The sequence below is a fragment of the Oerskovia sp. PE-21s genome (genome assembly GCF_056158145.1).
Map to the genome: position 1 here is coordinate 508,062 of NZ_JBUXJM010000002.1, position 13,276 is coordinate 521,337.

Sequence of the window (13,276 nt, forward strand, 5' to 3'; positions counted from 1 at the left end):
CCCGTGGGGCCGGGTGACCTCCGGGACGGCTCGTGCCGTGCCGACGTCTAGGCCAGCAGGTCCAGCACGGCGCGCTCGGACGCGGCCTGGCCGCGCCGCCTGCCCCGGAGCGGCGCGATGGTCTGCCCACGCTCCCAGAGGTCGATCAGTCGCGGGTCGATGTACGAGGACCGCGCGACGGCCGGGGTGTTGCCCAGCTCCTCGGCGACGTCCCGGACCACGCCCGCGACCACGGCCCGCCGGGCGCGGGCCGAGGCGGGCGGCGTGCCCGCGTCCGCGAGGGCACGGGCCGCGAGGACCGTGGCGTGCCAGGTGCGGAAGTCCTTCGCGGTCGCGTCCTCGCCCAGGCGCTCCTTGAGGTAGGCGGTCACGTCCGCGCTCGTCACGTCGTGCCAGACGACGCCGCCCGGCGTCTCCTCGCGCCACGCGAGCAGGTCGCCCGCGTCCCGACGCCGCACGAGCGTCGTGACGATCTCGCGGACCCTCTCGTCCTCGACGACGACGTCGCGCACCTGCCCCGACTTCGCGGGGTAGTGGAAGTGGACCGAGCCGTCGCGCCGCACGCGCACGTGCTCGGTGCGCAGCGTCGCGAGCCCGTAGCTGCCGTTCTGCCGCGCGTACGCCTCGCTGCCCGCCCGGAAGTACGCGAGGTCCAGGAGCCGGAACGCGAGCGCGAGGACCTTGTCCCGTGGCATGCCGTCCAGCGCGAGGTCCTTGGCGACCCGGCGGCGTGCGGCAGGGAGCCGGGCACCGACCTCGAGGACGTGGTCGAACTTGCGACGGTTCCGGCGCTCGCGCCACTGCTCGTGGTAGACGTACTGGCCGCGCCCCGCCGCGTCGTAGCCGAACGCCTGGATGTGACCGTCCGGGTACCGGCAGATCCACACCTGGGACCAGGCGGGCGGGACGACCAGGCGCGTGCACCGCGCGAGCTCGTCCGGGTCGGTCAGGCGGGAGCCGTCCACGTCGAGGTACGAGAACCCCTTGCCGTGGCGGCGTCGGCCGTACCCGGGAGAGGAGACCGAGACGCGGCGCAGGCGGACCATCCGGTCATCCTGCCCCGCGCCCCGGCGACTCGCTCGTCAGCGGTCCGATCAGACCGGCAGCCGCAGCATGCCCTCCTGCGCGATGCTCGCCACGAGGCGACCGTCGCGCGTGAAGACGCGTGCGGCGCCCAGGCCCCGCCCGCCCTGCGCGCTCGGGGAGGACTGGACGTAGAGGAGCCACTCGTCGACGCGAGCGTCGCGGTGCCACCACATGGCGTGGTCGAGGCTCGCGATCGAGGCACCGGGAGTGACCCAGCTGGACCCGGTCTTGCGCAGCACGGGCTCGAGCATGATCTGGTCGCACGCGTACGCCATGAGGGCGCGGTGCAGGAGCTGGTCGCCCTCGACGGGCCCGCGGGCCTTCATCCACACCATCTGCTGGTCGGTGCGCTCGGCACCCGGGCCCAGGTAGAGCGAGCCGCCCACGTGGCGCAGGTCGAACGCGGCCTCGTGCGAGCGCGAGCGCGCGGCGGGGTGCGGGATCTTGCCGAGCTCGTCGAACGCCGACGGCAGGGTCTCGGGGTCCGGGGCCTCGGGCATCGGTGAGGTGTGCTCGACGCCGTCCTGCTCCTCCTGGAACGACGCGATCATCGACAGGATCGGCTTGCCGTGCTGGACGGCGTGCGTGCGGCGCGCGCTGAACGAGCGGCCGTCGCGCAGCTTCTCGACCGCGAACTCGATGGGGGCGTCGAGGTCGCCCGCGCGCAGGAAGTACCCGTGCATCGAGTGGGGCCGGCGGTCGCCCTCGACCGTCAGGCCCGCGGCGATGAGCGCCTGGGCGAGCACCTGACCGCCGTAGATCCGGGCGTTGGGCTGGTCGACGCTCAGGCCGCCGAAGCGCACGTCGGCGCCGTCGGAACGCGAGTCGTCGGCGGGCTTCTCCTCGAGCCGGAGCGCGCGCAGCAGGTTGCCGAGCGGGTCGCGCGCGAGCTCGTCCGCCGTCACCTTGGTACGCAAGGGCTCGGGCTGGTCGCGGTGCTCGGACTGGTGGGCGCGGGGGGCCGTCACGTCGGTCACGTCACTCCTCGAAGGTGTTGATCAGCGAGTGGGCGGCACGTTCCAGGTAGTCCCAGAGCGTGGCCTCGTGCAGCGGGGCGAGGTCGAGCGAGTCGACGCCGGCACGCATGTGCGCGAGCCAGCGGTCCCTCGCGTCGGGGTTGACCTTGAAGGGGGCGTGGCGCATGCGCAGGCGGGGGTGGCCGCGCTGCTCCGAGTAGGTCGTGGGGCCGCCCCAGTACTGCTCGAGGAACATGGTGAGCCGGACCTTGGCGGGGCCGAGGTCCTCCTCGGGATACATGGGCTTGAGCACCGGGTCCGCGGCCACGCCCTCGTAGAACGCGTCGACGAGCCGCACCAAGGTCTCGTGCCCCCCGATCGCGTCGTAGAAGCTGTCCGAGGACGCGACGGACTCGCGCAGGCGCGGGGTCGCGGCGCTCACCGGGAGGGCAGCGGGAGAGCCGCCTGGCAGCGGTGCGGGCGTGCCGCCGGGGGCGGGGACGGGATCGCTGGTCACGCGGCCATCATCCCACCCGGTCGCGCACGCCCGGGCGTCCGGGCGACGTGACGCTCGCCGCTGTCGGGCTCCTCACAGCCCCAGCTCGTCGAGCTGCGGGAGGGCTGCCCGGACCGAGGCGCGTGCGTCGGCCGCGCTCTCGGCCGCCAGGGCGAGCTGAGCGACCTCGCGGCACTCGGCGATCGTCACCGCGCCCAGCAGCGCGGCGACGTCGGGGATCGCGCGCGCCGTCATCGACAACGAGGACACGCCCAGCCCGACGAGCACGGCCGCGAGCACGGGGTTCGACGCCGCCTCGCCGCACACGCCCACGGGCCGCCCCTGAGGGTCCCCGCCGCGGCAGGTCGCGGCGACGAGCTGGAGGACCGCGGGCTGCCACGGGTCGCTCAGCTCGGCGAGCGAGCCGAGGAGGCGGTCGGCCGCCATGGTGTACTGCGTGAGGTCGTTGGTGCCGATCGAGGCGAAGTGCGCGCGGGCGAGCACGGGACCGGCGAGCAGGGCTGCGCTGGGCACCTCGATCATGACGCCCGCGGTGTCGAGCCCGTGGGCCGCGCACCGGGACACGAACCACTCGGCCTCGGCGACGGTCGAGACCATGGGGGCCATGACCCACACCACGGCCTCCTCGGCCGCGGCCGCGAGCGAGACGGCCTCGAGCTGCTGCTCCAGGAGGTCGGGCCACTTCTCGGCCGTGCGCAGCCCGCGCACCCCCAGGGCCGGGTTCTCCTCGTCGTCGACCGACAGGAAGTGCAGGGGCTTGTCCGCGCCCGAGTCGAGGGTACGGATCACGACCTTGCGGCCGGGGAAGGCGTGGAAGACCGTCCGGTAGGCCGCGACCTGCTCGTCGACCGTCGGCGGTTCCTCGCGGTCGAGGAAGGCGAACTCGGAGCGGAAGAGCCCCACGCCCTCGGCCCCGGCGGCCGCGGCGGGCTCGGCCCCCGCGGGGTCGCCGATGTTGGCGAGGAGCTGGACCCGGTGGCCGTCCGCGGTGAGTCCTTCTCCCGAGAAGGTCCGCACGGTCGCGGCGAGCGCCCGTGCGGTCGCGACCTGCTCGTCGGTGGGGTGCACGAGCACGGTCCCGGCCGACCCGTCCACGAGGACCGTGTCTCCCGCGCTGAGCGCCTCGCTCGCGCCGACCGCGGCGACCACCGCGGGGATGCCCATGGCGTTCGCGACGATGGCGGTGTGCGACGTGGGGCCGGCGCCGTCGGTCACGATCGCGAGCACCCGTGCCGGGTCGAGGCCCGCGGTCACCGACGGGGCCAGGTCGAGCGCGACGAGCACGAACGGTTCGGGATGGTCCGGGACTCCCGGCGCGGGGCGGCCCGAGAGCGCGGCGACGATCCGGTCGCGCACGTCCGCGATGTCACGCGCACGCTCGGCGAAGTACCCGCCGAGGGCCTCGAACTGCTGCGCGACGGACTCGGCGGCCTCCCACACGGCGCGCTCGGCGATCAGGTGCTCGTCGACCACGCGCCGTGCGGCGTCGCCCGCGAGCGTCGGGTCGGCGGCCATCGCGGCCGTGGCCTCCAGCACGTCGCGCGTGTCCCCGGAGGCGGCAGCCGCGGCCCGTTCGAGGTCGGCCTGCACCTGGGCAGCCGCTACCGGGATGCGGTCGGCCTCGGCGCGCAGGTCGGCCGTGGGGCGCAGGCGGAGCCCGGGGGAGGGCTCGGCGAGCGGTTCGGGCAGGAAGACGACCGGTCCGACGACCTTCCCGGGGCACACCCCGATGCCGGTGATCGTCCGCTGTTCCTCGCTGGCCACGACGTCCTCCTGAGCTCGCCCGGTCCCGGCGGTCGGCCGGGTTCCCCTACCTGGCAGTGTTCCCCAGCCGTGAGCGGAGCGCCAAGCGGGCACCCGGTCGCCGCGGGCGTGCGCGCAGGTGGCGCGCGGCGTCGTCGGGCAGGGGAAATCGCCCGCCCTTGTCCCTCACCGCGCCGGGTCGTGAGACTAGGGTGGGAGGAAGAGGCCTGCTCGCAGGCCGTCGCCCCGGCAATGGCGCCCCGCAGCACAGGAGTCAGGAGTTCGTAGATGAGCAAGGCACAGCAGATCCTCGAGGCGCTCGGCGGACAGTCGAACGTGGTCGACCTCGAACCCTGCATCACCCGGCTGCGCGTCGAGGTGACCAACCCCGCGCTCGTCGACGAGGTCGGGCTCAAGGCCACGGGTGCGTTCGGCGTGGTCCGCTCGGGCAAGGTCATCCAGGTGATCGTGGGACCCGAGGCAGACAACCTCGCCGCCGAGCTCGACACCCTGCGCTGACCCGAGCAGATGCCACCGACCGTTCCTCCCGCGAGGGCCGGCTCGTCGACCGACGAGCCGGTCCTGCGCGTCGGAGCACCGCTGAGCGGCACGGTCGTGGCTCTGGCCGACGTCCCTGACCCCGTGTTCGCGCAGTCCTTCGCGGGGCCCGGCCTCGCGATCGAACCCGCGGTGGACCCAGACGGCATCGCGACCGTCGTGGCCCCCGCCGCGGGCACGGTCGGTTCCCTCTTCCCGCACGCCTTCGCGCTCGAGGCCTCGGGCGGACGCACGATCCTCGTCCACCTGGGCATCGAGACCGTGAGGCTCGGGGGAGAGGGCTTCCAGCTCCACGTCGAACCCGGAGACCGGGTGGAGGCCGGTACGACCCTGCTCTCCTGGGAGCCCCCGCGCGTGGCCGCGCTGGGGCTCTCGACCCTCTGCTCGGTCATCGCCCTCCAGGGCGACCCGTCGCTCCTGACGCTGCTGGTCGAACCCGGCCGGACGGTCGGCGCCGGAGAACCCGTCCTGTCCTGGACCTGACGACCGAGCAGGCTACCGGTCGGACTGCGAGGGGTCGTCCCGCAGCGTGTCGCGGGTCTGGACCGAGTCCTTGACCTGCACCTCGTCCTTCGGCTGCACCGCGTCACGAGCCTGCAGGGAGTCCTGGTTCTGTGCGGTGTCGCGGTTGTTCACCGCGTCCCGGGCGACGGACCCGGCGGGCACCGGGGGAGTGCCGTGGGCAGGCACCTGGGCCGGTCCGGGCGCCGCGGCCGCCACCGGGGCCGCCACCGGGGCCGCCACCGGGGCCGCCGCCGGGTCCGCCACCGGGGGAGCCTCGTCGGCGACAGCCGGACGCTCGGCCCCGGCCAGCGGCACGTCGGCTGCGGCGAGGCGCTCGCGGACGGTCGTGCGCAGCGCGCGGGAGATCTCGCCCTGCATCGACGCCTGGGTCTTGACCGAGACCTTGAGGACCATCTCCTCGGGCGTCATGGACTCGATGCCGGACACGGCCGGCTGCTCCAGGAGGTAGGTGCCCAGCACGGGGTCCGCGGCGACCACCTCGCCGGACTCGCGCAGCACCCGCTCGACCTGGGCGAGGTCCGCGAAGTACGCGACGTGCACCTCGGCCGAGGCGCGGCCCCACTCCTGCGACTTGTTGCCGGTGCGCAGGATCTCGCCGTTGCGGATGTACCAGAGGGTGCCGTCGCCGTCGCGGACCTTGGTGACGCGCAGCGCGACCTCCTCGACCGTCCCGGACACGACCCCGAAGTCGACCGAGTCGCCCACGCCGTACTGGTCCTCCAGCAGCATGAACGTGCCCGACAGGAAGTCCTTGACGAGGCTCTGCGCACCGAAGCCCAGGGCCACGCCCACGATCCCGGCCGACGCGAGGAACGGGGCGATGTTCATGCCCAGCTCGGTCAGGACCATGAGGACGATCGTGGTCCCCACGAGGATGTTCGCGGTCGAGCGCAGCACCGAGCCGATCGTGCGGGCCCGCTGGGCGCGACGGGCGTTCGCGAGCGGGTTGGCGCGCAGCAGGACGTTGCCCACCGCGGACTGGCTGAGGCCCTTGAGACCCTTCATGCCGCGCCGCTCGGTCAGGGGCGTGCCGTCGGCGATGTGCTCGGCGACGCGGTTGATCAGTCGGCGAAGGATCGCGAGCAGGATCGAACCGATCACGACGATGAGGATGATCCTCAGAGGGGTTCCGAGGAACCACTCGAGCCAGACGTTGGCCTGTCCGGCGATCTGGTCGCCGAGGTCTGTGGGGGACGGGGTCGGAGAAGCCATCTGGGCAGGCTACCCGGCCCGACGCGCCCCCCGACGGCGTCTCTCGCCGCACGTGACGAGCCTCACCGGGAGCCGGCGGGCGGGTCCTGCGGAGGGCCTGTGCGGAGGGTGGGCGGGCGGTGTGCGCACGTGCTCGAGGGGCTGAACCTGGCGACCACGCGCGCCACACCGCGCCCAAGGTCTGCCGTCGCCCCCGCGCTCTGGCAGGATCACCCTCGTGAGCGTTCCACAACATGTCACGGCCGACGTGCCCGAACCGCTGGTCCAGCTGGCCGCGGCCCATGGCGTCGCGCCCGACTTCTGGGGCTTCGACGGCACGCAGCGCCAGGTGAGCGCGCAGACGCTCGTCGCGGTGCTCGAGGCGCTGGGCGTGCCGGCGTCGTCCCCCGAGAAGGTCGCCGTGAGCCTCGAGCACTCGGTCGACGACGAGTGGCGGCAGATGCTGCCCCCGACGGTCGTGGTGCGACAGGGCGACGAGGTGCGGTTCCCCGTGCACGTCGCGGACGGCGCGTCGGTCGAGGTGTGGGCAGAGCTCGAGCCCGTCGAGGGTCCGGGCTACCGGTCGACGGCCCCCGCGGTGCGGGAGCGCCGCGCGCTGGCGCAGGTCGACGCGTACGTCGAGCCCCGCACGGTCGACGGGCGGGCGATCGGGCGGGCGACGTTCGCGGTCCCGGCAGACCTCCCGCTGGGCTGGCACGAGATCCACGCGGCGAGCGAGGGCACGCAGGCGCGGGCCACCCTCGTCGTGACACCGCAGCGGCTCGAACTGCCCGAGGTCGTGCGCGAGCGGCGGGCGTGGGGGCTCATGGCCCAGCTCTACTCGGTGCGGTCCAAGGCGTCGTGGGGCGTCGGGGACCTCGCGGACCTCGCGGACCTCGCCTGGCTCGGCGCGCACCGGGCGGGGGCCGACTTCGTCCTCGTCAACCCGTTGGCCGCGGCCGAACCCCGCACTCCCATGACCCCGTCCCCGTACCTGCCGACGAGCAGGCGCTTCGTGAACCCGCTGTACATCCGGGTCGAGGACGTGCGCGAGACGGGCTACCTGTCCGCGGCGGACCGTTCGCTCGTCGAGTGGGCGTTCGACCCGGTCCGTGACCTGAGCGCCGACGCCGGCCCGATCGACCGCGACGCCGCGTGGGAGGCCAAGAAGGCCGCCCTCGAGGTCGTGTTCGCGGCGCCCCGGTCGACCGCTCGCCAGGCGGCGTTCGACGCGTTCCGCGCCGAGCAGGGCAAGGGGCTCGAGGACTTCGCGACCTGGTGCACGCTCGCCGACCACTTCGGCGACCGCGACTGGCCCCCGCAGGCGCTCGACCCGTCGTCGCCCGCGGTCGCCGCGCTGCGCCAGCAGCTCGACGACCAGGTCGAGTTCTACTGCTGGCTCCAGTGGGTCGCCGACGAGCAGCTCGAGGTCGCGCAGCGCACGGCCCTCGACGCCGGCATGTCGATCGGGATCATGCACGACCTCGCGGTCGGCGTGCACCCGCACGGGGCCGACGCCTGGGCGCACCACGACGTCCTCGCGGGCGGCGTGACGGTCGGCGCACCGCCCGACATGTACAACCAGCAGGGCCAGAACTGGTCGCAGCCGCCGTGGGACCCCCGTGCTCTGGCTCGTGCCGGGTACGCCCCCTTCCGCGACCTGCTCCGTACCGTGCTGCGGCACGCGGGCGCGGTCCGGGTCGACCACGTCATCGGCCTGTTCCGGCTCTGGTGGATCCCGGGCGCGGCGCGCGCCGACGCCGGAGCCTACGTCCGCTACGACCACGAGGCGCTCGTGGGCATCCTGTGCCTCGAGGCCCAGCGCGCCGGTGCGCTGGTGATCGGCGAGGACCTCGGGGTGTACGAGCCCTGGGTCCGCGACTACCTGGCCGAGCGTGGCATCCTCGGCACCTCGGTGCTGTGGTTCGAGAAGGGCGAGGGCGGCCGCCCGCTCGCCCCTGAGGCGTACCGCCGACTCGCGCTGGCCACGGTCACGACGCACGACCTGCCGCCGACCGCGGGCTACCTCGCGGGCGAGCACGTCGACCTGCGCGAACGGCTGGGCCTGCTCACCGAGTCGGCGATGCAGGTCCGCCAGGCGGCGCGTGCGGAACGCGACGGCATGGTCGCGCTCCTCGCCGAGCGCGGGCTGATCGGTGAGGACCCGTCCGAGCGCGAGCTCGTCGAGGCGTTGCACGTCCTGATCGCCCAGACGCCCGCCGTGCTGGTCGGCGTATCGCTCGCCGACGCGGTGGGGGAGCGTCGCACGCAGAACCAGCCGGGGACGGACCAGGAGTACCCCAACTGGAAGGTGCCGCTGGGGGACTCGTCGGGAAACGTGGTGCTGCTCGAGGACCTCTTCGACAACGCCCGGCTGCTCTCGCTCGCGAAGGTCATGCGGGAGTCGATGTCTTCTCCGCCGAGGTAGACAGCGGAGACGGCGGACGCCGGGGTGGAGGGAACCGTCCCTCCACCCCGGCGTCCGCCGTTCGTCAGTGCGTCAGTGCGTCAGGAGTCCGCGCCCTGCGCGGTGAGCGCCCGCTCCACGCCCGCGAGGTTCTCGACCACCAGGCGTCGCAGCGCCGGGGCCGCGTCGGTGTGGGCGTCGAGCCAGGCCTGCGTCGCGTCGCGCAGATCGGCGTTCGCGAGCGGCGCGGGGTAGAGGCCCACGACGAGCGTCTCGGCGATGTGGTAGCTCCGCTCGGCCCACAGCGTGGTCAGCGAGGAGAAGTACTTCTCGACCAGGGGCGCCAGGACCGCAGGGTCGTTGACGTGCTGGAAGCCCTGCGTCGTGGCGCGCACGATCGCGTTGGGCGCCTCGTCCGAGTCCACGAGGGACGCGAACGCGGCGAGCTTGGCCTCGGTCGTGGGCGCGGTCGCGGTCGCGCGGGCCGCGGACTGCTGACCCGTGGCCGTGTGGTCCTGCGCGAGCGCGGCGTCGACCTCGGCCTGGTCCGCACGACCCAGGAGGACGAGGCCCTCGAGTATCTCCCAGCGCAGGTCGGTGTCGATCTCGAGGCCGTCCAGGGCGAGCGAGCCGTCGAGCAGCCCGCGCAGCGCGTCGGCGTGGGCCGGCGTCGAGGCGAGGTGCGCGAAGAACTTCACGAACTGGAACTGGGAGTCCGTGCCGGCCTGGGCCGACTGCGCGAGACGCCACAGCTCGTCGCCGACGACCGCGAGCGTCGCGGCCTGCTTGCCGGGCGTCACGTAGGACTTCGCGGCCAGCGCGAGCTGGTTGAGCGTCGTGCGGATCGTCGTGGACTCGGTCTCGCTGGCGATGTTGCCCAGGACCAGGCGCACGTACTCGCTCGCGGGCGTCTCGCCGTCGCGCGTCGCGTCCCACACCGAGCCCCACACGAGCGAGCGTGCGAGCGGGTCCGTGATGTCGGCGAGGTGCTCGACCGCGACCGCGAGCGACGCCTCGTCGAGACGGATCTTGGCGTACGCGAGGTCGTCGTCGTTGAGCAGGACCAGCTGCGGGCGGTCGAGGCCCGCGAGCCCGGGGACCTCGGTGCGCTCGCCGTCGACGTCGATCTCGACGCGGTGCTCGCGCACCAGGTTCCCGTCGACCACGTTGTAGAAGCCGATCGCGAGGCGGTGGGGGCGGATCGTCGGGTAGTCGGCCGGCGCCTCCTGGAGCACCGCGAACGACACGATGCGTCCGTGCGCGTCGAGCTCGATCTCGGGGCGCAGCGTGTTGACGCCCGCGGTCTCGAGCCACAGCCGCGCCCACGAGCCGAGCTCGCGACCGCTCGTGGCCTCGAGCTCGGTGAGCAGGTCCGTGAGCTCGGTGTTCTTGTACTCGTGCTTCTTGAAGTACTGCGCCACACCGGCCATGAACGCGTCGATGCCGACCCAGGCCACGAGCTGCTTGAGGACCGAGCCGCCCTTGGCGTAGGTGATGCCGTCGAAGTTGACCTGCACGTCCTCGAGGTCGTTGATGGTCGCGACGATCGGATGCGTGGAGGGGAGCTGGTCCTGGCGGTAGGCCCAGGACTTCTCCATGGCCGCGAACGTCGTCCAGGCCTCGTGCCACTCGGTGGCCTCGGCGGTCGCGAGCGTCGACGCCCACTCCGCGAAGGACTCGTTGAGCCACAGGTCGTTCCACCACTTCATGGTGACCAGGTCGCCGAACCACATGTGCGCCAGCTCGTGCAGGACCGTCACGACCCGACGTTCCTTGATCGCGTCCGTCACCTTGGAGCGGAAGACGTAGGTCTCGGTGAACGTCACGGCGCCCGCGTTCTCCATGGCCCCGGCGTTGAACTCGGGGACGAAGAGCTGGTCGTACTTCGCGAACGGGTACGGGTAGTCGAACTTCTCCTCGAAGAACGCGAAGCCCTGGCGGGTCTTCTCGAAGATGTAGTCGGCGTCGAGGTGGGGCGCGAGGGACTTGCGCGCGAACACGCCGAGCGGGATCACGCGGCCGTCCGACGAGGTCAGCTCGGAGCGCTCGACCACGTACGGGCCCGCGACGATCGCGGTGATGTAGGTCGAGATGACCTGCGTGGGCTCGAACGTCCACGTCGAGGCGTCGACCGCGGGGTCCGTGGCGTGCGTCGCGGGGACGGGCTCGGGCGTCGGGGAGTTCGACACGACCTGCCAGGCCGAGGGGGCCGTGACGGTGAACTGGAACGTTGCCTTGAGGTCGGGCTGCTCGAACGCGGCGAACACGCGGCGCGAGTCGGGGACCTCGAACTGGCTGTACAGGTAGACCTCGCCGTCGACCGGGTCGACGAAGCGGTGCAGGCCCTCGCCCGAGTTGGTGTACGCGGCGTCCGCGACGACGCGGAGCTCGTTCTCCGCGGCGAGACCGTCGAGCTGGATGCGGGAGTCGGCGAAGACGCGGGCGACGTCGAGCTCCTCGCCGTTGAGCACGACCTCGCGCACCGTCGGCGCGATCAGGTCGATGAAGGTGCTCGCCCCGGCGGTCGCGGCGAACCGCACCACCGTGGTCGAGCCGAACGTCGTGGGTCCGGTCGTGAGGTCGAGGGCGACCTCGTAGGAACGGACGGTGACGACACCGGCGCGCTCGGCGGCTTCGGCGCGGGTGAGGTTCTCTCCGGGCACAAACATCTCCTCAGTACGGATCGGGCTGGCCGGGTGGGCCGCGTCGATTCTCCCACGGGGCGCCCCGCCGGTCGCCGTGATTGACGCACCGTCCTGCCGGTCGGAATGTCGGGGTCGTCGGGCGTGTTGAGGCTCCGGGGGAGCGGGCCCGCACCCCCTCCGGACCTTCCCACCCGCTGAGGAGACCTGCCCCGTGACTGCTGTGACGACGTCGGACACCGCGCGAGACCTGCACGAGAACGACGCGCCCGTGCGCACCGCCGACTTCTGGTTCGACCCGCTGTGTCCCTGGGCCTGGATGACGAGCCGGTGGATGGACGAGGTCTCCGCGGTCCGCGACGTGAGCGTGCGCTGGCACGTCATGAGCCTGTCGGTCCTCAACGAGGGCCGCGAGCTGCCCGAGAAGTACCAGGACCTCATGGAGCGCGGCTGGGGCCCCGTCCGTGTCGTGGTCGCGGCGCAGCAGGAGCACGGTGACGAGGTCGTCAAGCCCCTCTACGACGCGATCGGCACGCGCCTGCACCCGGGCGGGCGCAGCGACTTCGACGCCGTGATCGCCGAGGCGCTCGCCGAGGTCGGCCTGCCCGCGTCGCTCGCCGAGCACGCGACGAGCGACCGCTACGACGCCGAGCTGCGCGCCTCGCACGCCGAGGGCATCTCGCGCGTGGGCGAGGACGTCGGCACGCCCGTCGTGGCGTTCGGCGACGTCGCGTTCTTCGGCCCGGTCGTGACGCCCGCGCCCAAGGGCGAGGACGCCGGACGGTTGTGGGACGGGTGCGTCCTGGTCGCCTCGACGCCCGGCTTCTTCGAGCTCAAGCGCACGCGCACGCAGGGCCCGGTCTTCGACTGACGGGCGACACCCGGCCGTAGCGGCCGCGCTGGGCTTCCCGCCCGACGGCGCATCCTCGCGCGTGCGCGAGGGTGCGCCGTCCGTGCACCTGGGCGACCGCGTCGGGGGAGGCTGCCGGGGCGACCGGACGAGCCGGGGCACGTGCACCGGACCCGACGGGCCGTGGAAGGATCGACGCCATGGCCTCCTGGAAGCAGCTCGTCGACGACGCCCCCGACCTCGCCGCGCGTGTGCGCTCCCGCTTCGAGGCCGCTGGTCGGCACGTCCTGGCGACACGGACGCTCACCGGTTCCCCGCGGGTCAGCGGTACCGAGGTCGGGTTCTGGCAGGACGACGTGTGGGTCGGCTCCACGTCGCGCTCGGGCAGGTCGATGGACCTGCTCGTCGACCCGCGGTTCGTGCTCCACTCGAACCCCGGCGACGGCTCGCGGACCGACGGGGACGTCAAGGTCGACGGGACGGTCCGCAGCGCTCCGAAGGACGACCCGGGCCGGTCCGCGGTCCTGGCCGCGACGGGCGGAACCGAGCCGTTCCAGCTCTTCTGGCTCGACCTGTCCCGGGTCGTGCTCACGACGGTCGAGGGCGACGCGACGCGGGTCGAGACGTGGCGTCCGGGTGCAGGGGTGCAGGTCGTGGAGCAGCGGGACTGACCCAGGGCCGGCGGGCGGTGACGCCCCTTCGGGAACCGACCTCGCGTCGGGGGCATACGGGACCGATCGGACACGTTCGCAGTTCGACCGCGGCGGGACGGCCGTGCAATGCTGCGTACTTCTGCCCCGA

Annotated in this window: 11 protein-coding genes; 5 read left to right on the plus strand and 6 right to left on the minus strand. The window is 73.2% G+C overall.

The window, feature by feature from the left end; translation table 11 throughout:
• Window positions 1-47: 47 nt before the first annotated feature.
• The 4 genes from ACZDYF_RS05325 to ptsP form a co-directional block, all read right to left on the minus strand.
• Window positions 48-1,046: a DNA topoisomerase IB gene (locus ACZDYF_RS05325; protein ID WP_475054358.1), complete on the minus strand. Its 999-nt coding sequence runs from the start codon at window positions 1,044-1,046 to the stop codon at window positions 48-50.
• 48 nt (window positions 1,047-1,094) lie between these two features.
• On the minus strand, window positions 1,095-1,991 hold the full coding sequence (locus ACZDYF_RS05330; RefSeq protein ID WP_475054616.1) for an acyl-CoA thioesterase: 897 nt from the start codon (window positions 1,989-1,991) through the stop codon (window positions 1,095-1,097).
• 73 nt (window positions 1,992-2,064) lie between these two features.
• The gene (locus ACZDYF_RS05335; protein WP_475054618.1) at window positions 2,065-2,463 is read right to left on the minus strand and encodes a globin; all 399 of its coding nucleotides are present in this window, start codon (window positions 2,461-2,463) and stop codon (window positions 2,065-2,067) included.
• A 168-nt stretch (window positions 2,464-2,631) separates the two neighbouring features.
• Complete coding sequence (ptsP, locus tag ACZDYF_RS05340; protein WP_475054363.1) at window positions 2,632-4,323, minus strand: phosphoenolpyruvate--protein phosphotransferase; 1,692 nt, start codon at window positions 4,321-4,323, stop codon at window positions 2,632-2,634.
• A gap of 267 nt (window positions 4,324-4,590) precedes the next feature.
• On the opposite strand from ptsP, the gene ACZDYF_RS05345 reads away from it, so the two are divergent.
• Together ACZDYF_RS05345 and ACZDYF_RS05350 are read left to right on the plus strand one after the other, a co-directional pair.
• A complete protein-coding gene (locus tag ACZDYF_RS05345; protein WP_191789190.1) occupies window positions 4,591-4,821 on the plus strand; it encodes a PTS sugar transporter subunit IIB in 231 nt (76 codons plus the stop codon).
• A 9-nt stretch (window positions 4,822-4,830) separates the two neighbouring features.
• Window positions 4,831-5,343 (plus strand): PTS sugar transporter subunit IIA, encoded by a 513-nt coding sequence (locus ACZDYF_RS05350; RefSeq protein ID WP_475054369.1) that lies wholly within the window; start codon window positions 4,831-4,833, stop codon window positions 5,341-5,343.
• Between the two features lie 12 nt (window positions 5,344-5,355).
• Here the strand turns inward: ACZDYF_RS05350 and ACZDYF_RS05355 are convergent, their stop codons facing one another.
• Window positions 5,356-6,597, minus strand: coding sequence for a mechanosensitive ion channel family protein (locus tag ACZDYF_RS05355; RefSeq protein ID WP_475054373.1), 1,242 nt, complete (start codon window positions 6,595-6,597; stop codon window positions 5,356-5,358).
• A gap of 217 nt (window positions 6,598-6,814) precedes the next feature.
• On the opposite strand from ACZDYF_RS05355, the gene malQ reads away from it, so the two are divergent.
• Window positions 6,815-9,004 carry a 4-alpha-glucanotransferase gene (gene malQ, locus ACZDYF_RS05360; RefSeq protein WP_475054377.1) on the plus strand — a complete coding sequence of 730 codons (2,190 nt, stop codon included), beginning with the start codon at window positions 6,815-6,817 and terminating at the stop codon, window positions 9,002-9,004.
• Between the two features lie 80 nt (window positions 9,005-9,084).
• Here the strand turns inward: malQ and pepN are convergent, their stop codons facing one another.
• Complete coding sequence (gene pepN / locus ACZDYF_RS05365) at window positions 9,085-11,646, minus strand: aminopeptidase N (RefSeq protein ID WP_191789186.1); 2,562 nt, start codon at window positions 11,644-11,646, stop codon at window positions 9,085-9,087.
• A gap of 202 nt (window positions 11,647-11,848) precedes the next feature.
• Here pepN and ACZDYF_RS05370 point away from each other — a divergent pair, with 202 nt between their 5' ends.
• Both ACZDYF_RS05370 and ACZDYF_RS05375 read left to right on the plus strand, forming a co-directional pair.
• Window positions 11,849-12,496, plus strand: a complete 648-nt coding sequence (locus tag ACZDYF_RS05370) for a mycothiol-dependent nitroreductase Rv2466c family protein (RefSeq protein WP_400274867.1) — start codon at window positions 11,849-11,851, stop codon at window positions 12,494-12,496.
• Window positions 12,497-12,675: 179 nt separating this feature from the next.
• Window positions 12,676-13,146, plus strand: a complete 471-nt coding sequence (locus ACZDYF_RS05375; RefSeq protein WP_191789185.1) for a pyridoxamine 5'-phosphate oxidase family protein — start codon at window positions 12,676-12,678, stop codon at window positions 13,144-13,146.
• The last annotated feature ends 130 nt before the right edge of the window (window positions 13,147-13,276 follow it).